This is a genomic window from Flavobacterium sp. RSP15 (assembly GCF_003968755.1).
In the GTDB taxonomy this organism is placed as follows: domain Bacteria; phylum Bacteroidota; class Bacteroidia; order Flavobacteriales; family Flavobacteriaceae; genus Flavobacterium.
Map to the genome: position 1 here is coordinate 18,460 of NZ_RYDL01000006.1, position 24,250 is coordinate 42,709.

The 24,250-nt window shown below is 33.7% G+C and carries 19 protein-coding genes and 1 pseudogene; 7 read left to right on the plus strand and 13 right to left on the minus strand.

The features are described from left to right. Positions 1 to 41 precede the first annotated feature (41 nt). The 4 genes from rpsJ to rpsL all read right to left on the minus strand — a co-directional run bounded on the left by rpsJ (position 42) and on the right by rpsL (position 3,485). Positions 42 to 347, minus strand: a complete 306-nt coding sequence (rpsJ, locus tag EKM00_RS08215) for a 30S ribosomal protein S10 (protein WP_011963470.1) — start codon at positions 345 to 347, stop codon at positions 42 to 44. An 11-nt stretch (positions 348 to 358) separates the two neighbouring features. Next, positions 359 to 2,515 carry an elongation factor G gene (gene fusA, locus EKM00_RS08220; protein ID WP_126451835.1) on the minus strand — a complete coding sequence of 719 codons (2,157 nt, stop codon included), beginning with the start codon at positions 2,513 to 2,515 and terminating at the stop codon, positions 359 to 361. A 10-nt stretch (positions 2,516 to 2,525) separates the two neighbouring features. After that, the gene (rpsG, locus tag EKM00_RS08225; protein WP_035668130.1) at positions 2,526 to 3,002 is read right to left on the minus strand and encodes a 30S ribosomal protein S7; all 477 of its coding nucleotides are present in this window, start codon (positions 3,000 to 3,002) and stop codon (positions 2,526 to 2,528) included. Positions 3,003 to 3,101: 99 nt separating this feature from the next. After that, complete coding sequence (gene rpsL / locus EKM00_RS08230; protein WP_007136570.1) at positions 3,102 to 3,485, minus strand: 30S ribosomal protein S12; 384 nt, start codon at positions 3,483 to 3,485, stop codon at positions 3,102 to 3,104. Between the two features lie 179 nt (positions 3,486 to 3,664). Here rpsL and EKM00_RS08235 point away from each other — a divergent pair, with 179 nt between their 5' ends. The 4 genes and pseudogenes from EKM00_RS08235 to EKM00_RS08250 form a co-directional block, all read left to right on the plus strand. Then, positions 3,665 to 5,374 (plus strand): hypothetical protein, encoded by a 1,710-nt coding sequence (locus EKM00_RS08235; RefSeq protein WP_126515855.1) that lies wholly within the window; start codon positions 3,665 to 3,667, stop codon positions 5,372 to 5,374. A gap of 545 nt (positions 5,375 to 5,919) precedes the next feature. Continuing rightward, entirely contained in the window at positions 5,920 to 9,162 is a 3,243-nt protein-coding gene (locus EKM00_RS08240) for a SusC/RagA family TonB-linked outer membrane protein (protein WP_126515856.1), read from the plus strand. Positions 9,163 to 9,211: 49 nt separating this feature from the next. Then, positions 9,212 to 10,618: a SusD/RagB family nutrient-binding outer membrane lipoprotein gene (locus tag EKM00_RS08245; RefSeq protein ID WP_233592269.1), complete on the plus strand. Its 1,407-nt coding sequence runs from the start codon at positions 9,212 to 9,214 to the stop codon at positions 10,616 to 10,618. A gap of 134 nt (positions 10,619 to 10,752) precedes the next feature. Continuing rightward, positions 10,753 to 11,226 (plus strand): annotated as a pseudogene (locus tag EKM00_RS08250) (SusD/RagB family nutrient-binding outer membrane lipoprotein); the annotation flags it as partial. 265 nt (positions 11,227 to 11,491) lie between these two features. On the opposite strand, the gene EKM00_RS08255 reads toward EKM00_RS08250, so the two are convergent. Next, positions 11,492 to 12,292 (minus strand): response regulator transcription factor, encoded by an 801-nt coding sequence (locus EKM00_RS08255; protein ID WP_126451830.1) that lies wholly within the window; start codon positions 12,290 to 12,292, stop codon positions 11,492 to 11,494. Between the two features lie 309 nt (positions 12,293 to 12,601). Between EKM00_RS08255 and EKM00_RS08260 the strand changes: the two genes are divergently transcribed. Together EKM00_RS08260 and EKM00_RS08265 are read left to right on the plus strand one after the other, a co-directional pair. Further along, a complete protein-coding gene (locus EKM00_RS08260) occupies positions 12,602 to 14,611 on the plus strand; it encodes a sensor histidine kinase (RefSeq protein WP_126515857.1) in 2,010 nt (669 codons plus the stop codon). Beyond that, entirely contained in the window at positions 14,598 to 15,680 is a 1,083-nt protein-coding gene (locus EKM00_RS08265) for an ATP-binding response regulator (protein WP_126515858.1), read from the plus strand. Before EKM00_RS08260 ends, EKM00_RS08265 begins: the two co-directional genes overlap by 14 nt. Before the next feature lie 529 nt (positions 15,681 to 16,209). Here the strand turns inward: EKM00_RS08265 and EKM00_RS08270 are convergent. Together EKM00_RS08270 and rlmN are read right to left on the minus strand one after the other, a co-directional pair. Beyond that, a complete protein-coding gene (locus EKM00_RS08270; protein ID WP_126515859.1) occupies positions 16,210 to 17,187 on the minus strand; it encodes a polyprenyl synthetase family protein in 978 nt (325 codons plus the stop codon). Positions 17,188 to 17,251: 64 nt separating this feature from the next. Next, the gene (gene rlmN / locus EKM00_RS08275; protein WP_126515860.1) at positions 17,252 to 18,295 is read right to left on the minus strand and encodes a 23S rRNA (adenine(2503)-C(2))-methyltransferase RlmN; all 1,044 of its coding nucleotides are present in this window, start codon (positions 18,293 to 18,295) and stop codon (positions 17,252 to 17,254) included. Between the two features lie 80 nt (positions 18,296 to 18,375). On the opposite strand from rlmN, the gene EKM00_RS08280 reads away from it, so the two are divergent. Then, positions 18,376 to 19,017, plus strand: coding sequence for an O-methyltransferase (locus EKM00_RS08280; RefSeq protein ID WP_126458875.1), 642 nt, complete (start codon positions 18,376 to 18,378; stop codon positions 19,015 to 19,017). A 125-nt stretch (positions 19,018 to 19,142) separates the two neighbouring features. Here EKM00_RS08280 and EKM00_RS08285 read toward each other — a convergent pair whose 3' ends face one another. The 6 genes from EKM00_RS08285 to EKM00_RS08310 all read right to left on the minus strand — a co-directional run bounded on the left by EKM00_RS08285 (position 19,143) and on the right by EKM00_RS08310 (position 24,190). Next, on the minus strand, positions 19,143 to 19,718 hold the full coding sequence (locus EKM00_RS08285) for a phosphatase PAP2 family protein (protein ID WP_126515861.1): 576 nt from the start codon (positions 19,716 to 19,718) through the stop codon (positions 19,143 to 19,145). Then, a complete protein-coding gene (locus EKM00_RS08290; protein WP_126451902.1) occupies positions 19,718 to 20,119 on the minus strand; it encodes a Sec-independent protein translocase subunit TatA/TatB in 402 nt (133 codons plus the stop codon). The genes EKM00_RS08285 and EKM00_RS08290 overlap by 1 nt, the downstream gene beginning before the upstream one ends. Before the next feature lie 109 nt (positions 20,120 to 20,228). Then, positions 20,229 to 22,472 carry a M1 family metallopeptidase gene (locus EKM00_RS08295; protein ID WP_126515862.1) on the minus strand — a complete coding sequence of 748 codons (2,244 nt, stop codon included), beginning with the start codon at positions 22,470 to 22,472 and terminating at the stop codon, positions 20,229 to 20,231. A 59-nt stretch (positions 22,473 to 22,531) separates the two neighbouring features. Further along, positions 22,532 to 23,038, minus strand: coding sequence for a DUF6702 family protein (locus EKM00_RS08300; RefSeq protein WP_126515863.1), 507 nt, complete (start codon positions 23,036 to 23,038; stop codon positions 22,532 to 22,534). 80 nt (positions 23,039 to 23,118) lie between these two features. Next, positions 23,119 to 23,874, minus strand: a complete 756-nt coding sequence (locus EKM00_RS08305) for a hypothetical protein (RefSeq protein ID WP_233592260.1) — start codon at positions 23,872 to 23,874, stop codon at positions 23,119 to 23,121. A gap of 16 nt (positions 23,875 to 23,890) precedes the next feature. Continuing rightward, the gene (locus EKM00_RS08310; RefSeq protein WP_126515864.1) at positions 23,891 to 24,190 is read right to left on the minus strand and encodes a hypothetical protein; all 300 of its coding nucleotides are present in this window, start codon (positions 24,188 to 24,190) and stop codon (positions 23,891 to 23,893) included. Between the last annotated feature and the right edge of the window lie 60 nt (positions 24,191 to 24,250).

Sequence of the window (24,250 nt, forward strand, 5' to 3'; positions counted from 1 at the left end):
TTTCGATTAAAAACAGCGTCCTTTTCTTACTAGTAAGCTACTTAAACTTTGATCTCTACTTCAACACCGCTAGGCAATTCCAATTTCATCAAGGCATCAATAGTTTTTGATGAAGAGGAATAAATGTCAATCAATCTCTTGTATGACATTACTTCAAATTGCTCTCTTGCTTTTTTGTTAACGTGTGGAGAACGTAATACTGTGAAAAGTTTTTTGTGAGTTGGTAATGGGATTGGACCTGTAACAACTGCTCCTGTACTTTTAACTGTTTTTACAATCTTTTCAGCAGACTTGTCTACTAACATGTGATCGTAAGATTTTAGTTTTATTCTGATTTTTTGACTCATTTTCTTAAAGATTAAGCGTTTCCTTTTGCTTTTTTGATAACTGCTTCCGAAATATTCGAAGGAGTTTCAGCGTAATGTGAAAATTCCATTGTTGATGTTGCACGACCTGAAGATAAAGTTCTTAAAGTAGTAACATAACCAAACATTTCTGATAATGGCACATCGGCTTTAATGGTTTTAGCACCCGCTCTATCACCCATATCATTTACCTGACCTCTACGACGGTTGATATCACCTACGATATCTCCCATGTTTTCTTCAGGTGTAATCACTTCCATTTTCATGATTGGCTCTAATATAACAGCACCAGCTGCTTTAGCTACCTCTCTATACCCCATTCTTGCTGCAAGCTCAAAAGAAAGTGCATCAGAATCCACAGGATGGAAAGACCCATCCAATAAAGTTACTTTCAAACTATCTACTTGATATCCTGCTAAAGGACCAGTTTTCATAGCTTCTCTAAAACCTTTTTCTACAGATGGTATATATTCTTTAGGAACGTTACCACCTTTGACAGCATTAACGAACTGCAATCCAACAGGAGCTTTACCATCAACTTCATCAGCTGGCTCTAATCTAAATACGATATCACCGAATTTACCACGACCACCAGATTGTTTTTTGTACGTTTCTCTGTGTTGAGCAGACTTTGTAAATGCTTCTTTGTATTCAACTTGAGGCTCACCTTGGTTTACTTCAACTTTGAATTCACGTCTCATTCTATCAACTAAGATGTCCAAGTGAAGCTCACCCATACCTGAGATAATAGTTTGCCCAGAAGCTTCATCTGTTCTAACCGTAAATGTAGGATCCTCTTCAGCTAATTTAGCCAAAGCCATACCCATTTTATCTACGTCAGCCTTAGTTTTAGGTTCAATTGCAATACCAATAACCGGTGCTGGGAATTTCATAGACTCAAGAATAATTGGGTGTTTTTCATCACACAACGTATCTCCAGTTTTGATATCTTTAAATCCAACTGCCGCTCCAATATCACCCGCTTCAATATAATCGATTGGGTTTTGTTTGTTTGCATGCATTTGGTAAATACGAGAAATTCTTTCTTTATTTCCTGAACGTGTGTTCAAAACGTAAGAACCCGCATCTAAACGTCCTGAGTAAGCACGGAAGAAAGCTAAACGACCTACGAATGGGTCAGTAGCAATTTTGAAAGCTAAAGCAGCAAATGGCTCTTTAACATCGGGCTTACGCAATATTTTAGTTTGATCTTCTTCTAACAATTCAGCATCATCAGGATGAATTCCTTCAATACCATCTTTATCCATTGGAGATGGCAAATATTTACATACTGCATCTAACATGAATTGAACTCCTTTATTTTTAAAAGAAGAACCAGCAATCATAGGAATGATAGCCATATCCATTACAGCAGCTCTCAATGCAATATTGATTTCTTCCTCTGTAATAGAGTTTTCATCTTCCATGAATTTTTCAAGTAAAGTCTCATCATAATCAGCTACTGCCTCAATAAGAATCGATCTGTACTCCTTCACTTCTTCAAGCATATCCTCTGGAATAGGCACAATATCATACGTTGCTCCTAAACCTTCTTCATGCCATACTATAGCTTGATTTTTAACTAAATCCACAACACCTCTGAAATCATTTTCTTCACCAATAGGCAAAGTGATTGCAACTGCGTTTGATTTCAACATATCTCTTACTTGTTGACAAACCATCAAAAAGTTAGATCCTTGTCTATCCATTTTATTAACGAATCCAATACGTGGAACTCTGTATTGATCTGCCAATCTCCAGTTCGTTTCTGATTGAGGCTCAACACCATCAACAGCACTAAATAAGAAAACCAAACCATCAAGAACACGCAAAGAACGGTTTACTTCAACTGTAAAGTCAACGTGTCCCGGTGTATCGATAATATTGAAGTGATAAGGAGCTGTTTCAGATAAAACTTTACCTTGTTCAGTTGGAAAATTCCATTCACAAGTTGTAGCTGCAGAAGTAATTGTAATACCTCTTTCTTGCTCTTGTGCCATCCAGTCCATTGTTGCAGCACCATCGTGTACTTCACCAATTTTGTGTGATTTTCCAGTGTAGAATAATATACGCTCTGTTGTTGTTGTTTTACCAGCATCAATGTGAGCAGCAATTCCTATGTTTCTTGTATATTTTAGATCTCTAGCCATTTCTTAAGAATTAAAATCTAAAGTGAGAGAATGCTTTATTAGCTTCTGCCATTTTGTGAGTATCCATTCTTTTCTTAACAGCAGCTCCTTCTTCTTTAGCCGCAGCTAAACATTCTGAAGCTAACCTCTGAGCCATCGATTTTTCGTTTCTTCTTCTAGAATAAAGAATTAACCATTTCATCGCCATAGAAATTTTTCTGTCTGGACGAATTTGCATCGGAATTTGAAATGTAGCTCCACCTACTCTACGACTACGTACTTCTACGTGAGGCATAACATTGGTTAAGGCATCTTTCCAAATTTCTAATGATGGTTTCTCCGCATCTTGTTTTTTAGACTCAATGATGTCAATTGCATCATAAAATACTTTAAACGCTGTCGATTTTTTTCCATCCCACATTAAGTTGTTCACAAAACGTGTTACCAGTTGGTCATTAAACCTAGGATCTGGTAAAAGTGGTCTCTTCTTTGCCGCTCTTTTTCTCATGTCTTTTTGTTTAAAAAAAGTCTTAATGTCATAACGCCACAACGACTTAATGTACAAAATACACTTTAGACTTTTGACTTTAGACTTTAAACTAATTAATTACTTTTTTGCTTCTTTTGGGCGTTTTGCTCCGTACTTAGATCTTCTTTGCGTTCTTCCTGCTACTCCTGACGTATCAAGGGCACCACGAACGATGTGATATCTAACTCCTGGTAAATCTTTTACCCTTCCACCCCTAACTAATACTATCGAGTGCTCTTGTAGATTGTGTCCTTCACCAGGGATGTACGCATTTACTTCATTACCATTTGTCAAACGTACACGCGCTACTTTACGCATTGCAGAGTTTGGTTTTTTTGGTGTTGTAGTGTAAACACGCGTACAAACCCCTCTTCTTTGAGGACAAGAATCTAAAGCAACCGATTTACTCTTCTTAGTTATCTGAGTTCTTCCTGTTCTTACTAATTGTTGAATTGTTGGCATAATTAATACTAAAAATTTCTTATTATATTAAATTCCCGCTTTTTACGGGGTTGCAAATGTAGAAAATATTTTTTATTCTACAAACGTTAATCTACTAATTTTCAATAAGATTATTTTATCATTCGATTTTAATCGCAAAAAGCAGATATTTACATTCTATTTAATAAAACAAAATTCACTTGAAGCACTTCCTTATTTATATTCTCCTTTTTAATTTAGGCCTACACTGCTCTGCTCAAAGCTTTCAGGTACTAATTACAGGAAAATCAACCTTGGAAACAAAGACAATCGACTCTTTAAAATATAACCCAAAACACACAAACACAAAGTCAATTGAGATTGAATTAAACAGGCTGTCCGAAGATCTTTCAAGAATTGGATACATTGACAACATTACCGGACCACTAATCCAAATAAATGACTCCAGTTATCGTGCTAAAATACATTTAGGAGAAAAAATAAAAGCGATACATATATATATAGGTAGCAACAAAAAACCAAACCTTCCTATACTTTTAAAAGAAGAAGAAGAAACTATTATACTACCTTACCCAGAAATAGATTTTTACTTGCGTAAAAAAATACAAGAATTAGAACAAAATGGGTTTGCATTAGCTAAACTAAAGCTGACAAACATCAAAAGAATAAATGCCGTTTTGTACGCCAATTTAAAAATAGAAACCGACAAGAAAAGAATCTTAAATGCGATAACCATAAATTACGAAGACACAAATTCAACTACAAATTTCCCATCCGGACATTTTGCTCAACTAAACAGAAAATACAAAACAAGCATTTTTAACCAAAAAGTACTCGATCAGATTTACACTGATTTTGAAAATTTTGGATTCATCAGTCAAATAAAATATCCGGAAATTCTATTTACAAAAGATACCACAAAAGTGTACGTTTATCTTCAAAAAAGAAAATCAAACACATTTGACGGTTTCATTGGATTTTCTAACAATGAAAATCAAAAAATCACATTGAATGGATATTTAGATGTACAACTCCAAAATATTTTAGGTACCGGCGAACAACTTTCAGTATATTGGAAAAGCGATGGCAATAACCAAAAAACATTTAAAGCAAGTGTAGAATTGCCCTATTTGCTAAAAACTCCAATAGGCCTAAAAGCACAAATTCAGCTATTCCGACAAGACACGACCTTTCAAAACACTAAAACCGCAATAGACCTGAGCTACTTCATTAATTACAACACCCGATTTTATTTAGGATACCAAAAAACAGAATCCAGCGCTATCCAAAATTTAAACAATAATTCAATTAGCGATTTCGATAATTCGTTCCTAACGTCAAGTTTTAATTATATCAAATTGGATGCAGCCAATTCTGTTTTTCCTACAAAATCAAGCCTCACACTACAATCAGGAATAGGAAGCAGAGCACTTAATACCCAATCCGAAAACACAACAAAAAGCAACCAGTATTTTATAAACATTCAAGCCGTACACAACTTTAACCTAAATAAAAAAAATTCCATCCATATCAATAGCCTTAATTATTATTTACAAAGCAATACTTATGTCACCAACGAATTACACCGTTTTGGTGGATTCAACAGCGTCAGAGGTTTTGCTGAAAATAGCCTGCAAGCCTACCTCATGACTTCACTACTCACGGAATATCGCTATATTGTATCTCCCAATCTTTACGTTCATTCAATTTTAGATTACAGTATTTACAAAGATAAATCCGCAATAGACCAACAAGACAAAAAAGAAAACTTAATAGGCATTGGAATGGGATTGGGATTATTAACAAAAAATGGATTATTCAAATTAGCACTTGCCAGCGGGAGGACCACAAATCAACCTCTAGAAATAAACAATACAATTGTACACATCAGCTATAATGTATCTTTTTAAAACATTAGAAACAGATTACACGACTTTTGTTCTATTAAAAAAAGTCAAGCTTAAAAAAATAATAATCAAAAAACATTGCGAACAGCATTTTAAATTAATTTTCAACTTCATCTCATTAATTTTAAACAACACCCCTAAATAAAAATTGTTTTATAGCCATTGTTTTACTTCCTAACTTACTTCAAACTTAAATAAAAGAATTTAAAACCTTTTTTGATATGGTATGCAGTTTTCATATCTATTTCCTTAGAATCCAGTAAGACACAATATCCAGTCTCTACTTTTTTTAACAGGACATTTACATTACATAAGAGCATAGCAGTAAAAAAAATCTAGATTTCCACAAACAATTATGAGCCTATTGATCACAAAACACATGATTTGATGAGATATTTTTTGATTTTTGTTATAATAAACCTAAAATACTGCCTAATTAATAGTATTTATTGAAAAAATTAAATTATCGCTAATTTTTAACAATAAATAATTAGGAATATTAACAAATTATTAAGAAATTTGCTAAACTAATTCAAAATATTTATAAAATGAAACTAAAGTTCAATGGATTCTTTGTACTACTTGTAGTACTTGTTGCGCAGCTAACTTTCGCGCAAGAAAGAGCTGTTTCAGGTGTTGTTTCTGACAATGCAGGATTGCCTTTACCGGGCGTGAGTGTATTAGTAAAAGGAACAAATACTGGAACACAAACTGATTTTGACGGGAAATATTCCATCAGAGCCTCATCAACCCAAGTGCTAATATTTAGTTACATTGGGATGATGACTCAAGAAAAGACAGCTAGCACATTAATTATTAACGTAAAGTTAAACAATGCTACAAATGAACTTGACGCTGTCGTGGTAACGGCATTGGGAATTAAACGAGAGAAAAAATCTCTAGGTTATTCTTCACAACAAGTTACGGCTGAACAAGTGTCAACTGTGCCAACTGGAAATTTTGTCAACAACTTATCTGGTAAAGTTGCAGGACTTAGCGTAACTAATGGAACAAACTTTGGGGGATCTACAAATGTAGTTCTTAGAGGTTTTAAATCTTTGTTGGGAGATAACCAAGCATTATTTGTTGTCGATGGCGTGCCAATATTAAACACTAATGTAAACAGTGGCGACCAAAGAAGAGGTCGTGGAGGTTTAGACTTCGGAAATGCGGCATCAGATATTAACCCGAATAACATTGCAGAAATCAATGTCCTCAAAGGCGCAGCTGCGACTGCATTATATGGATCACGAGCACAAAACGGAGCCATAATAATAACAACAAAAAAAGGAAAAGCAGGTAAAGATTTATCCGTAGAATTTTCTTCATCTTACACTAGATCCACGATTGACAAGTCCACTTTTGCAAAATACCAAACGGAATATGGACAAGGTTATTTCGGACAAGTGTTTTCAACATATCAAGGGCAGCCTAGAGCGAGAACTGGAGATGATGCATCTTATGGACCTAAGTATGATGGATCCCTTGTTTTTCAATATGATGCTTTTGTACCAGGATCTGCTACTTTTGGACAAGCAACTCCATGGGTTGTTGCACAGAATACTCCTGAAAGCTTTTTTGAAGCAGCATCTTCAACAATTAATAACATATCTCTTAGCGGAGGTTCAGATAAAGCGACTTATAGACTGACTTACGCAAATACAAAAAGTGATGATGTTTTACCAAACGCTTTATTAAGCAAAAACAACTTTAATGCGGCAGCAAGTTATAAATTTAACGATAAATTAAGTTCTAACTTCAACGCAACCTATGTTAATCAAAACACGAGAAACAGAAACGCAACTGGATATAATGGTAATGTAATGTCTAACTTTAGACAATGGTGGGCAACCAATGTAGATATCAAGGAACAAAAGCAGTTTTACAATTTAGGGCAGCAAAATTACACGTGGAATCAAAGGAACGCAACTAATATTTCACCTGCGTATTGGGACAATCCTTATTTTCAAAGAAACCAAAACTACAATACCGATACAAGAGAAAGATTTGCTGCTAATGCAAGTGTAACTTACGACATATCAAAAGAATTTAGTTTACTAGGAAGAGCAGGTACTGATGGATTTAATTTAAGAACAGAAGACAGATTAGCTACAGGCTCTTATCCAAATGTTATTGGATCAAACTCAAATTTAGCTAACTTACCGGCTCAACCTTCGGGTTATGCATTAGATATTTATAATTTTAGCGAACAAAATTATGACTTCTTGGCGACGTACAAAAAAGATTTAGCTGAAGAACTAAATTTAAGTGTAATAGTAGGTACTAATTACAATGTACAAAATAGATTTTCAAATCAACAATCAACTTCAGGAGGCTTATTTATACCGGGATTATACACAATATCTAACTCAGTATCCGCTCCAACATTACCTAGAATTGTTGATACTAAAAAACAAATTCTTGGTTTATTCACACAGGCAACTTTAGGCTACAAAGGGACTTACTACTTAGAAGGCTCTGTAAGAAGAGATCAATCTTCTGCATTACCAGTTGAAAATAATGCATATTGGTATTCAGCGATTTCTGGAACTGTCGTTTTCTCAAATTGGTTAAAAGATGTTGAATTTATTAATTTTGGTAAATTTAGAGCCGCATATGCACAAGTAGGTTCAGATACAGATCCAAATCAATTACAAAATACTTATAATTCACTTACACCTTTTCAAACACCAGTTTATTCTTATAATACTAATGCCAAAAATCCAAATCTTAAACCACAACAGTTGGATAATATTGAATTTGGTTTAAATATGCAATTTGCAAAAAACAGATTAGGCTTTGACGTAGCATACTTTGAGAATAAAGCTTTTGACCAAATTTTACCACTACCAGTATCAACGGCAACAGGGGCAGCATTTACAACTATAAACGCAGGAACATTGACGACAAAAGGGTTTGAAGTATCACTTAACTTTACACCAATCAAAACAGAGAATTTTGACTGGGATGTAAATGTAAACTGGGCAAATCCAAACACAAAAGTTACAGAATTAGCTCCTGGAATTGAAAACATTAATATTAACTCCCTTCAAGGTGGTATCAGCATTAATGCACCATTAAATCGCGATTATGGTTCTATTTGGGGAACAACTTATGAACTTGATGACTTAGGCAATAGAATAATTGGTGAGAATGGAGCATATGTTGTTTCTACCACTACGGATAATCAATTAGGAACATATCAAGCAGATTGGTCAGGAGGTATAAATAATAAATTTACGTATAAGAACCTTTCTTTCAGTTTTTTGATTGATATCAAAAAAGGAGGCAGTATATTTTCACTTGACCAATATTACGGATATGGAACAGGAATCTATGCTAATTCTGTTGGAACTAACGATTTAGGCAACCCCGTAAGAAACACACTAACTAACGGCGGAGGAGAGCTTTTACAAGGTGTAATGGCTAATCCTGCTTTTACTTCTACTAACGGTCAACCAATGTATATAACCAATACAACGAGATTAGACAGATCTCAATCAAGCCAAGTATTAGGTACAGATCCACCAGCTGCTGCATTTTTATATGATGCTGGATTTGTAAAACTTAGAGAAGTTGTTCTTACGTACAGTCTTCCTTCAACTATTCTCGGAAAATCAATAAAAGGTGCATCATTTAGTGTAATAGGTAATAACTTATGGATAATAGATAAAAGTTTACCTTACGCTGATCCTGAAGCTGGATTATCATCTGGTAACACTCAAGGTTACCAGTCTGGACCTATGCCCACTACGAGAAATATTTCTTTCAATGTTAAAGTTAATTTTTAAAAAGATGAAAATGAAAAAAATCATAGCAATACTAACCATATGTTTGTTAATGACAGCATGTGTTAGTGAAGATATAAATACCGATCCCAATAGTGCATATACTGCTGTGCCAGGATCATTACTAAATTTCGCTCAAAAAGAACTAAGCGACTATGTTAACACTCCAAGTGTTAATATTAACAATTTTAGGCTTACAATGCAATATTGGCAAGAAACTACTTATGTGAACGAAAGTAATTATGACTTTACAAACAGAAACGTATCTAATAATATATTTTCATTAAACTATGTAAGCGTAATTAATAATTTAGGGAAAGCTAAAGATATTATTATCAATTACGCACCTACAGCAGATGAAGCATCAGGATGGTCAGTTAACAAAAAAAACCAGTTAGCTATTATCGATGTAATGCAGGTTTACACTTATCAAAATCTAGTTGATACTTTTGGTAATATACCTTATATCCAAGGTGCAAATGTGAACGATTTTCCATTGCCAGCTTATGATGACGCGTCGACCATTTACACTGACCTAATTAAAAGAATTAATGAAGACATCTCCAATCTAAACACGAATGCAACTGGGTTTAAATCTTTTAACGATGGGGACATATACTACGGTGGTAATATTGCTAAATGGAAAGCATTAGCAAATTCTATAAAATTAAAACTTGCTATTGCGATTGCTGATGTAAATCCAACTTTAGCCCAATCTACAGCACTACAAGCTATTGCAGCAGGAGTAATAACGTCGCCGACTGGAAATTGTCAATTTCAATATCTTGCAGCATCTCCAAACTTCAATCCTTTGTATGAAAATCTTTCTGCAAGTGGCAGAGATGACTTTTTTGCTGGAAAAACCTTAATCGATTACATGGCGGCCTCAAATGACCCAAGAATAGATAATTATTATGAGGAAGTTACAGGCGGTGGCTATGTCGGACAAACCATTGGACAAGGTGGAGAATTTGCTGATTTCTCACATATCGGATCTTATGCGTACACTGAAACTACACCAGGCGTTATCTTAAACTATACTGAAGTTGCTTTCTATATTGCTGAAGCTAATGCACGTTGGAATCCAACTGCTGCTCCTAGTGCATACAGAACTGCAGTAACAGCTTCAATATTAGAATGGGGTGGTACAACATCAGAAGCATCAACTTACCTTGTTGTAAATCCATTCAATGCTTCTAATTGGAAAAAGTCAATTGGAGAGCAAGCTTGGGTAGCTATGTATAACCAAGGTCTAACTTCTTGGAATTTCTGGCGAAGATTAGACTTTCCAATTTTGACAGCGCCAAGTTCAGCTATAACTAATGCCGGAGGAAAAGTTCCTGTAAGAATGGCTTACCCAGTTCTTGAACAACAAGTAAACAATTCAAACTACACAACAGCCTCAAATGCAATTGGTGGAGATTTATTAACAACAAAAATATTCTGGGATAAATTCTAGTTATCACTTAATTCAATTATTCAAAACCATCCCATTTTTTGGGGTGGTTTTTTTTTAAATCTTAGCACCATGGTAAAAGAACTTCAAGATTTGGATTAGGACTATCTAATTATGTTGGAGCCAATACTGCACAAAGAACAGCAGCTGGATCTTCTAAATCAGGAGCACTAATGTTATTAGCAGAAAGCAAATTTTTACAAGCTGAAGCAGTACAAAGAGGATTTCTAACTACTGGAAGTGCGCAAACTTTGTTCAACGAAGGCGTACAATCTTCTTTTACTTATTTAGGAGCTACAATAGGCACATACTTGACTGAGATAAATCTTAAATCCGGTTTTGGATGGGCTGCTTCTTCTAATAAGATACAAGCGATATTAACTCAAAAATGGATTGCATTAAGCAGTATTCATGGTGTTGAAAACTATATAAATTACACACGAACCGGATTCCCTGTTATACCGGGATCAATTAATGGTTTTAATTTACAGCCATCAAGACCTAAGAGACTTATATACCCATTATCAGAATACAATGCAAACTCTGCAAATGTTCCTAATTTGACCTCTTCTCAAATTATCACACAAGGACCTTTCTGGTACGTACCGTAATTCTTTAGAGTGTAAAGCACTACAAAGGCTGTTCGAAAATTATTTTTCGGACAGCCTTTTTTTTGCTAACCTACGGGACCATAAATAAAGTGTTTTAATACATGTAAAATATCAAAAAATAAATTGTTTATGATCTAAGCTAGTGATGTAAAAAGAGACAAAACCTAAACTTATTTATAAACAAGTACTGATTTTCTTTTACTCGTAAAAAGTCGAGATTTTATTACAAGTTTGCAAAAATAAAATTAAAAAATACAACAATTAATTACCTCTTATTTTCTTGGTTATTCTCTAGTAATTTACTGTCGTTATGGATGGATTTTATATAATCTCTGGGCGTCAGATTACTATATAACTTAAAACTTGTGGTAAAATATGAAAACGAATTAAATCCTGTTTCATGAACCAAGAACTGTATGTTTCTTTCTCCAAGATGAATCAGCTTAATGGCGTAATCCAATCGAAACTCTCTCATATATTGGCTAATGTTCTTATTTGTAAGTTTTCTGATTCTTTTATCTAAAGTTGATTTACTGATGAAAAGTTTTTTGGACAATTCATCAATATCAACATTCAATTTTAAATTATTCAACAAATGTTCATTTACACTGGTAAGAAAATCTTTTTCAGATAATTTTATAGTAACTTTTGAAAAGGGATCTGGTTTAAATTTTTTTTCTATATTATTTTTGAATTCTAGCAAGTTATTGACTTTGAAAATTAACTCTCTAACTTTAAAAGGCTTCACAATAAAATCATTAACTCCATTTTCAAGTAGCTTATATTGAACGCTATCGTCTATATTAGCAGTAATTATTACAAATGGCACTGCGTTTAGTTTGCCATTTTTTTTTAAAAAAAAATACAAATCTTCTCCATTCATATTAGGCATCATCAAGTCACTAATAATAATATCGGGTATGTGTTTGTTTAAGTATACCAGTGCATCAACACCATCTTTGAACCAGTTGACATTAAAACCACTCAGGCTCAATAACTCCGATATTGAGCTGCCAAGCGCTACATCATCTTCAATTAATACTATTCCCCTTTTTTGATTTATCATGCATCTAAATTAACTATTTTAATTTTAAATTATTCTTATTATTTTTTAAATTATTAGGACTAGTATTCATATAAATTAAAATTAAAATATCTTTATTTATCATTTAAAAACTACACCTCGAAAATGTAGCAATCACGTCTAAAAAAAATTAACAAAAGATTGATTGAAATACAATTAAATATTGTTTAACTGATAAAATAGATTTTCCCCATAAAACAAAAAGTCACGTGCTTTGCCAGCAATAAATTAGTCTAAATAAAATTGATTTAGCGTAATGAAAAAATTAAATAAATAAACCGTCTTAGCTTGATGAAAAATCTTTTATTAAACATTTCTAAAGTCACTAATACTGTATTAAAAAAAAATTCCATAACTGATACCTTGAATTTATGCTTAAGCGACATTGCCAAAGGACAACAAATCGACAGCTGTTCCGTTTTTAAGAATAAAACAACCAATGGCAAAACAACCTACTATTACGTCAACAAGAGGCAGGGTCATAAAACTAACCCTAAAATTGAGAGTTTTAATCTAAATAATCTTACCTACGATACCTATCCAGAACTTTATGATATATTATCAAAAAATAAGCCTTTGCATGGTCTTGTAAGAGACAATAAAAATGTGTTTTTTAAAAAGCACATGGAAACACAAGGGATCAAATCATACCTGTTTACCCCTGTGTTTTCTAATACTACATTCTGGGGCTGGATAAGCTACACGATATGCAAAGAGGAAAGGAAATGGGAAGAAGAACAAATTAAAACCTTACAGACAGTTGCTAAAAATATTGGTGACAGACTTTACAAAGATAAAATTAATATAAAATTAAAAAAAACTTTGGAAAGATTTGATTTTTATATGGCCGGTTCAAATCAAGCAATGTGGGAATGGGATATTAAAACTAAGAAAACGACCTACTCTCATAATTGGGAAGGAATGTTAGGATATACTGAAGACGATTTCATTAAAGATAAAGAATTATGGCAAAAAAGTATTCACTCAGAGGACATGATTCAAGTTGCCATCGATTTAGAATACTTTATTACTCAAAAATTAAATCGATATGAAGGAACTGCACGAATGATTCATAAAGACGGACATATAATATGGATAAAATATTCCGGAATACTTAAAAAAAATAAAAAAGGAAAGCCAATAAAAGTTATCGGAACACATACTGATATTAGCGAGATTAAAGAAAAAGAAAATCAATTAGAATTGTCCGAAGCTAAATTTAGATTCATTGCAGAAAACACAACCGATATAATTTGTCAACAAAAAATGGACGGAAGTTATTACTATATTTCCAATTCTTCAAAGGAAATAATAGGATACACACCTGATGAATTAATAAACAAAAAAATATTTGATTACATTCATCCTGACGACTATGTGGAGCTGTTGAATTATTATAAAGCGTTTCTTAAAAGCAGTAAAAACAAAACGGTAACGTATCGCTTTAGAAAAAAAGACAATACCTATATATGGCTGGAAACCTCTTTAAAAAAAATATTAAATCATGAAAACATAATCATTGGTATACAAACTTCCAGCAGAGATGTCAGCGATAGAATTAAAGCCTCCGAAGAAATCAAGATAGCATTTGAAAAAGAGAAAGAACTTAACGAAATGAAATCTAGGTTTGTCACGATGGCGTCCCATCAATTTAGAACCCCTTTGACGGTTATTTATTCTAATGCGGAACTCATTGAGCTGAAATTAGATCATTTTGACAAACACACACACCAATCCTTAGAAAAGAAAACGTTCCGAATAAAAAATGAAGTCGATCGAATGATCGAGTTAATGAACAACATATTAATTTTTGGAAAATACGAATCAGAAAAAATTCAAAAAACGATAAAAGTTCTAGATTTTAATACATTCATTAACTCCTTACTCAATCTTTATTTTAATAATCAACATCACAAGCGCAAAATTCAAGTAAAAATAAAAGGTAAAAAACATTTCTTTTTTACTGATGAAATCTTAATGACTCACATTTTAACGAACCTAATCAATAATGCCTTTAAATATTCGAAAGGAAAATCAGATCCATTACTCCTTATAACCTATTTAGAAAAAGAACTGGAAATAGAGGTGATTGATTATGGAATTGGAATTCCCGAAAATGATATTCAATATGTATTTACATCCTTTTTTAGAGCTTCAAACACAACTGCAATAACTGGTTCCGGATTAGGATTAGCCGTTGTAAAACAGTTTACAGATTTTTTAAATGGCAAAATAGAACTAAAAACTCAAGAAAATATTGGAACTCGAATAAAATTAATTTTCCCTTATGAAAAAAAATAATATCCTTTTAGTTGATGATGACCCAAATATTAGAGAGACCATTGCTGAACTTCTACGATATGAAAATTATGAGGTGAAAGTTGCCTCTAATGGCCAAAACGCCTTAGACCTTCTGGAATACTGGACTCCTGACTTAATTATATGCGACATAATGATGCCCGTAATGGATGGTCATGTATTTCACAAAATAATTTCAGAAAACCAATCTTTAAGTCCCATTCCTTTCATTTTTCTGACAGCAAAAAAAGAAAATAATTTGAGAAGAAAATGTCTGCTGGAAGGCGTTGATGATTTTTTATCAAAACCATTTAAAATCAAAGAATTAATAAAAATAATAGCTGTAAAAATAGAACGATTTGAAAAAATAAAGAATGCCAATAATAATTTATATATCGGAGAAAAAAATCATTTTGCACATGAAATAAACACTCCGCTTTCAGGGATTTTAGGTTCCATCGAATTGCTCATGGATGCTAAAGAAGACTATAAAAAAAATGAAATCGCTACATTTTATGATTCAATAAAAGTATCTGGAGAACGATTAAACAGGACAATGCAAAACTTAATACTCTATCAAAATCTTAAAAACAATACGATCGAGTTTGATCACCAGTCAAAAACTGAAATAGCGACGACATTTGTAAATACTACTAGCAAAATTTTTGAGATTTATGATAAAAAAAATAATACAATTAATTTCAAAATAGATGAAGCTACTATAAAAATTAGTCAAAGGTACTTAAATTTCATCCTTTTTGAATTAATTGATAACGCATTGAAATTTTCTAAAAAAAATCCTACTATTATTGTTTCCGGCCAAAAATATAATGAGGAATACTATGAACTGGTTATTAAAGATTATGGCATAGGGTTTAGTCCATCTGAATTAAATAAAATTGGCGCTGCGCAACAATTCAAAAGAGAAGAGAGAGAACAACAAGGATTAGGCATGGGTCTCTTTCTAAGCAAAACAATTATAAAAAAAATAAATGGTGTTTTTAGTATTGTTTCAACAGAGAATGAAGGCACTACCATTAAAATATTCCTTCCATTAGATTCAAGCTGCTAATACACATAGCATGCATTTATAGTTTCTTACCTAATAAAAGACCATTAGTATCCGCTAAATCACTTTAAACTACCTTTATCTTTCTAGTATTTTTGTTTGATTAAATACTGTACCTTTTAGTACATAAAACAAAACAAAAAGACATTTGGCACTTAAAATTTTAATATTATTATAAAAAAAGTGCAATACATATCGTTCTCTGCAATCTCCGAGACAGTATAAAAAATAAAGCCCTAATTTTTAATTCATTAGGGGTCCCATAAAAATTCGGCTTTTATTGGTCGTGATATAACTATACCAAATACAGTTCTTTTTCGAAGCAAAAAAACTAATAATATTTAACTCCTACATCCATTCCCATATATAAAATATACCGATTAAGCATCTGCAAAAATTATCATAATATTGACATCAAGTTTGAAACGCAGCAAGAGTTCTAAAAAAGAAAAACACAACCAAAATTTTCGACCTGAAAAAATTTAAATCAATAAAATGGATAGTTAACGAGAAAAGATTATTTTAAAAAAAATTATTTTTTTCTTTCAATGACATAATTGACCATCAAAATCAGCGCCTCTTTAAACTCGGAATTGGGATAGTTATCCAAATTCAAAAGGGCTTCTTGCTGAAATTCGACCATTTTTTGTTCCGCATAAAGCAATCCGTTATTATTTTTCACAAAAGCAATCACTTCTTTGACGCGTTTTTTATCTTTATTATGGTTTTTTATGGAGTTGATTAACCACGTTTTTTCTTTTGAAGTACACGTATTCAGAACATGAATAAGTGGCAATGTCATCTTTTGTTCTTTGATGTCAATTCCGGTTGGTTTACCAATGGCTTCCTCCGTATAATCGAATAAATCATCTTTTATTTGAAAAGCCATACCTATGAGTTCTCCAAACTTCCGCATGTTTTCAACCTGGACTTCATCTTCGATAACAGATCTTGCGCCCAGAGCACAACAGGCAGCAATAAGTGTAGCTGTCTTTTTCCGAATGATTTCATAATAGATATCTTCTGTAATGTCAAGTCTTCGGGCTTTTTCAATTTGGAGTAATTCTCCTTCACTCATTTCGCGCACAGCAACAGAAATAATTCGGAGTAAATCGAAATCACCATTGTCTATAGAAAGCAACAATCCTTTGGACAACAAATAATCACCAACAAGTACGGCAATTTTATTTTTCCAAAGCGCATTTAATGAGAAAAAACCTCTTCTGCGGTTGCTGTCATCCACTACATCATCATGAACTAATGTAGCGGTATGTATCAGTTCAATAACGCAAGCACCACGATATGTCCGCTCGTTTACAACTCCTGCCGAAACCATTTTGGCCGTCAAAAAAACAAACATGGGACGCATTTGTTTTCCTTTTCTATTGACAATATAATACGTGATCCTATTTAACAAAGCCACTTGAGACGTCATCGATTCGTAGAACTTTTTTTCAAAAAGTTCCATTTCATCAAAAATGGGCTGTTTAATTTTAGAGGTCACATTCATTAGAATTCAAAGGTACATTATTAACCTGCCATTATTTTGATATTTCCATAAAAACCGAATCCTTTTACGCTTCCTTGTTTGCTAATTGTCCGCAGGCAGCATCTATATCTTTACCGCGACTTCTTCGCACTTTTACAACAATTCCGGCAGCCTCAAGCGCTCTTATGTACGCCTCTATTGATTCATCAGAGGCTTGTTGAAACTCCCCATCATCAATGGGATTATATTCAATAAGATTCACTTTGCAAGGAACATATTTACAAAACTTTACTAAGGCCTCTATCGAAGCTTTATTGTCATTTATATCTTTCCAAACAACATATTCGTAGGAAATTTTGCTTTTTGTTTTTCGGTACCAATACTCTAATGATTCCCGCAACTCTGCCAATGGAAAGTTTGCGCTAAACGGCATGATTCTGGAACGAATTTCATCGATTGCTGAATGTAGCGAAACGGCCAACTTAAACTTTACCTCATCATCCGCTAATTTCTTAATCATTTTAGGCACTCCTGAAGTAGAAACCATAATGCGTTTAGGCGACATTCCTAACCCTTCTGGAGAAACAATCATTTCAATAGCTTTCAAGACATTGTTATAGTTCATAAGTGGCTCTCCCATTCCCATGAAAACGATATTTGATAACGGATGATTGTAATACAAACGGCTTTCTTTATCAATGGCTATTACCTGATCATAGATTTCCGCTGGGTCCAGATTTCGCATTCTTTTTAATCGCGCTGTAGCGCAAAAATTACAATCCAAACTACACCCCACCTGACTGGAAACACAAGCTGTAGTCCTGGTATTAGTAGGAATCAAGACTGATTCCACCACCAACCCATCATGCAAACGTACAGCATTTTTTACCGTTCCGTCTTCACTGCGTTGCATTGTATCTACTTTGATATGGTTGATCACGAAGTGTGTTTCAAGCATAGCACGCGTTTCTTTAGACACATTAGTCATATCCTCAAAACTATGCGCACCCTTGCTCCACAACCATTCGTAGACCTGATTTCCGCGAAAGGCTTTGTCTCCGTTAGTGATAAAAAATTCGCGTAATTGTTCTTTGGATACTGCTCGTATGTCTTTTTTCTCGATTTGCATGGTGCAAAGTTAATGACAATTTGTTGATTTGTTGATTTGATAATTTGATAACTTTGTCACAAATTGAAAAAACTCAACTAATGCATTTCATTTCCCAAGAATTAGAAGATTATATCGAGCAACATTCCGAAAAAGAGCCTGCTTTATTAGCGGCACTAAATAAAGAAACCTACCAGAAAATTTTATTGCCACGCATGTTAAGTGGTCATTTTCAAGGTCGGGTTTTGAGTATGCTATCAAAATTGATTCGGCCTATGAACATTCTGGAAATTGGGACGTATACCGGCTATTCCGCTTTATGTTTGTGCGAAGGCATGCGGGAAAATGGTCAATTGCATACGATTGACATCAAAGAAGAATTAGTTGATTTCCAGCGCAAACATTTTGACAAGTCATCTTGGGGAAAGCAAATTGTACAACATTTAGGTGAAGCAACAGCCATAATCCCAACTTTAGAACTGCAATTTGATTTGGTCTTCATCGATGCTGATAAAGAAAATTATCTGAATTATTTTGAAATGATTGTTCCTAAAATGAATAAAGGCGGCGTTATCCTATCCGATAATGTTTTGTGGAGCGGAAAAGTTCTGGAACCCTTACAAACCAATGATGTGAGTACAAAAGTATTACAAGCCTACAATCAATTATTAAAAAATGATCCCCGTATAGAAACTGTTTTATTGCCTATTCGTGATGGATTGACAGTGAGCAGAGTGCTTTAGTTTAATAATTTTTGAAACCAAATGCCTTAGCCCCGGCAGGAACGACATCTCCCGATGTAGAAAAACAAGATCTTTAGTCGTAGTTTTATATCTGGAATACAGTCTAGAGCAGGAAACGACTCCTGCTACTTGATAGGATTAACTGGGAAATATTTTTTCTGTGCTATTGTATATCCTTTAAACATAAGTGTTCCAAAAATAACGCCACATAAATAGCCGGATAAAATATCCAATGGATAATGCAATCCTAAATAGATTCTACTGTAGGCAAAAACTAAAGGCCATAAGAACAGAAAGGCCATATATTTAGTCGTTTTTTTGAGAACAAAGTATAAAAAAACGCAAACAGCCATTGTGTTTGAGGAGTGACCCGAGAAAAAACTAAAGGAATTGCGGACTTGCACAATACGAATAAAGGAATTGATTTCCGGATTATTACAGGGACGCAATCGTTGAAATCCGTTCTTGAATAAGTTCGTTGTCTGATCTGTGATTGTAACTAAAAGAGCTACAAACAACAATACATATAAGGTTTGCTGTAGGCCTAATTTTTTATAAATGAAATACAACAAAAGCAAAAAAAGCGGAATCCAATTGAATTGACTGGTGATAAATAGCCAAAACCCATCATAAGTAATCGAACCTAAACCATTCAAATAAACAAATAACTGGGTATCAAGGGATACTATTTTTTCTATCATTATACCTGACGTTTTATGGGACCTGCAGCATCTTCAATAATTTCTTTTGTTGTGTTGATCTGCGAAGTTGTTTCTTCCCGTAAACTCTCAGTAGTTTTATTAATTTCGGTCGATACGCCTTCTGTAATGTTTTTAAATTGCGAGGTATCCCCCATCAAATTGTCCTTTGCCTTATTGATTTCAGTCGTAATATTACCTCGAAAATCGCTTAAAGATTTGGTGTCAAACCCATTCGCCTCTGCTCCTTTTTGAATTTCGCTTTTTATATCGTTAGTTGCATTTTTCAATTGCGCCATTGCTTTACCCATCGTACGTGCCATTTCAGGCACTTTATCTGACCCAAAAAGCATGAGCACTATAAACATAATAAATATTAATTCTCCTCCTCCTATGCCAAACATATTTTTTGTTTTAGTTGCTACAAAGATACCTAATTTTGAAACTTTGCGTTTTAATTTTTTCATAAAAAAAGACTCTAAAAAGAGTCTTTTTTTAACAGTACCGTTTTATTTAATCAAATTTAGATTTCACTTCTTCTTTTGGCCACGTGTTATTGGTTACATCAATATCAGCTGTTTCTAATTTTGGATCTATCTGGATTTTTTTAATTGCTTTTTCAGTTGCATACACTTTCTTAGCAGTATCATTGTTTTTTCTCCAGATTTGCGCAGGATATTTGAAGGTTTCTTTTGTATCATCTTCATAGGTTAGCTCAACAATGATTGGCATTAACATACCGCCTGGCTTGTTGAAATCTACTTCATAGAAATACTTTGGCGATTTAAGTTTAGCTTTTTCATCTGCAGTAAAATTTTGATTTACATACTCCGAAAGTAAATTTATATCTGCAATTGCTAATGCTTTTTTATCTTTAGCGGACAATTCTTCACTTGTTTCTGGGACTAAATAAAGGAAGGGTCCTTTTTCTTGTCCAAAACGACCTCTTCGTACTGTGGCGTCTTTTAAATCTTTCGTGGGAGTCAGTGAAACATAATATTGTTTAACTTCCTTGATGCCTATATCTACAAAATCCGTGGAGTAGAACCAACCTCTAAAAAACCAATCTAAATCTACTGCAGAAGCGTCTTCCATAGTTCTAAAAAAATCTTCTGGTGTTGGGTGCTTGAATTTCCATCGGTTTGCATATACTTTAAAAGCATGATCAAACAACTCTCTTCCCATGATAGTTTCTCTAAGGATATTTAAGCCTGTTGCTGGCTTTCCGTAGGCGTTTGCCCCAAATTGAACTATTGTCTCCGAATTAGACATAATAGGCTCCAAGAATTTTTGATCCCCGCTCATGTACGGAACGATCTTACTTGCTGGACCACGACTGGAAGGAAAATTAGTTCCCATTTCTTGCTCTGCCATATACTGCATAAAGGTATTCAGTCCTTCATCCATCCAGGACCATTGACGTTCATCAGAATTTACAATCATAGGAAAGAAATTGTGTCCTACTTCATGAATTGTTACACCTATCATTCCATTTTTTATGCGATCACTAGTAACACCTTTTTCATCTGGACGCCCGTAATTCCAACAAATCATTGGATACTCCATTCCTTGATCTTCAGCAGATACTGAAACTGCTTTAGGATAAGGATAGTCAAAAGTATGCGCTGAATAACTTTTCAGCGTGTGTGCTACGGTTCTTGTTGCCGTTTCTCCCCAAAGTGGATTGGATTCTTTTGGATAAACTGAAATTGCCATTACCGTTTTATCATTCAATTTAACGGCCATTGCATCGTATATAAACTTTCTAGAAGTAGCAATACCAAAATCCCTCACGTTTTTAGCGCTAAATTTCCATGTTTTTTTCTTATCTGAAAATCCTTTTTCGCTAGCTTCCGCCTCTGCTTGCGTAACAACAACTACAGGTTTGTCGTACGTTTTTTGTGCTAACTCATATCTTTTTAGTTGCGCCGCCGTAAACACTTCACTCCTATTCATAAGATCACCCGTAGCTTCCATAATGTGATCTGCAGGTACCGTGATGTTCACATCAAAATCACCAAAAGGCAACGTAAACTCTCCCGTTCCCCAAAATTGCATATTCTGCCATCCTTCAACATCATTGTATACTGCCATTCTAGGATAAAACTGCGCAATTACATATAATTTATTCCCTGATTTTTCAAATAATTCATACCCGGATCGGCCGCCTTCAGCTCTGTAATTATTGATATTATACCACCAATTGATTGCAAAAGAGAATTTCTCTCCTGGTTTCATCGGTGTCTCTAAATTAATACGCATCATAGTTTGGTTGATCGTAAAAGATAACGGATTTCCTTTCGCGTCTTTTACAAAGTCAATATTAAAACCACGCTCTAATTCTTGTTTTAAAAACTTATTTGTGAAGTTTCCCGCCGGAAAAACCTGTTCCATTCTTTGGCTTTCTGCTAAAGGGGTTTGCGAATTTTTAGCGGATTGATTTTGGTCTAGTTGTACCCACAAATATTCTAAGGTATCAGGTGAATTATTATAATACGTAATAGTTTCAGAGCCTGTTAGCTTAGAATTTTTGTCGTCTAAATCAATATTGATTTTATAATCAGCTTGTTGCTGGTAATAAGCAGGACCCGGAGCTCCTGAAGCCGTACGAAATAGGTTAGGCGTAGCTAACAAATCATACATTTGACTAAACTTATTGGTATCGTACCTTCCGGTTTGTTTTGGCGTTACCGAAGTCGATTTTTCTTGCGCAACTAACAACGCAGGAAGAAATAAAAATAAAAATATTTTTTTCATAGTAAATTTATGGTTCTTTAATTGTGTGAAATTAGCATTTTAAATAGCCGTTTCAAAATTTATTCATACTTTAAAACTCCAGTTGATACAGAATCTGTAAACAGCATCGTGTTTTTAATCCCAAAAACCTTAAAATGCATGATGTTTTGCTGCTCGTTATTTCCTTCAATAAGGACTGTATTATACACTTCAAGAGTCGTTATTTTTGGAATATCTTTTATGCTCAAATAACAAATAAGCACATCGCCTTCCATTTCTTTACTCAAAAGATACATCGTGGTGGGATGTCCATTAATTTTTATGGAAAACTTTTCAGTGAAATACTTTTGCAATAAAACCAAATCCGCAGCGGTTTCTTTCTCAGAACCCAAGTTGATTTTTTTACTGTACTTTTTTCCGATAGCACTATTCAAATCATCTACAAAAATACGCGAGGTGATTTGGAGCATTTTCTTTTCGGGAGCGTAATTCACCTGATATAATGCCACGTAAAACTTGTGCATACTGAACGAAGTTAACGTCAAAAATAGCAGTCCAAAAAAGGAAATTAAAATTATTTTTTTCATTCGAAGATTCTATTTGTTTTTTATCGGAAAATGGTATCGCCATTCTTCAATCTTATTTGTATTCTGGAATCATGGCGATTTCATTTTTCAAAAGTAGTAATTCTTTTAAACTCTTCGTTCTTGGTAATTAAGAAATCAATCAGTAAAAATTCATCTTCTTGTTTCAAAAGGGTTTTTGCTTTTGGATCACCCTCACAGTAATCCAGAAAAAGCCCTATCTCATCCTTTTTCAACCTCAATGTATTGGTAAAAAAATAAGCATCCATTCCTTTCGAGACTACATCCGAAAAATCTACATTTGGATTTAAACCTGCTTTATCTTCGGAATCTTTCTTAAATAATTTCGAAACCATTTTGAACACTCTGACAAAATCCATTCCGTTTTCTATAGTCCCGTCTGACGGCATCGTTCTATTAATAGGAGATGATTTTTCGTCATCTACAAATTGCATATCTACAATGCGCTGCGAACCTCCTACTATGGGTTTAATTTCGGCTTTTCGTTTCACAATAACTTCATTGAGCAGCGTAGTTTGTGTCTCTAAATTAATTACAAACAATGATTTTTCAAAATCTTTGTCCACAACAACTATCTTTTTAGACTTGAATAAACTACTTGAAACAAGCAACGTATCTTTCGCTTTCGCCAAAACATCAAAAAAGCCCTGATTACTTATAAAAGTTCTGGTTTTTGAATTTAAATTAAAAACATACCCGTGATCCACTAAAGCAGATTCGTTAATAAACTGACCATGTAAAGACTTCCTGCTTTCATTTTGACCAAAAGAAAATTGGCAAAAGAAAATTAAACAAATGATTTTTATTCTTGTTTTCATTGTAATTTTTTTAGTATTATTTTTTTAAAGACTGTTGTCTATTTTCTTTGGCAAGTATAGCTTTATATTCTTCGGCCAAAGCTACCATAAAAAAAGTAGTCTTTTGTTTATTTTTGGAGGCTAAAACTTCCAAAAAAAATTCATTATCTACTATAAAATATTTAAAATCATTTACGTAATCACTTGCAAGCACCAATTGAACCGTAAAATATTCTGGAATGTACAATTCAGAAATTAATTTGATATCGTTTTCTTTTTTCTCCAGAACAACTAATTTCTTAAGCCGTTTCGTTCTTCCAATAATCTTGTTTAGCATCTTTTCATGGTGCGTTTGTCCAAAAGAAATTTGGTTTAGCAAAATAACATCCCCGATAAA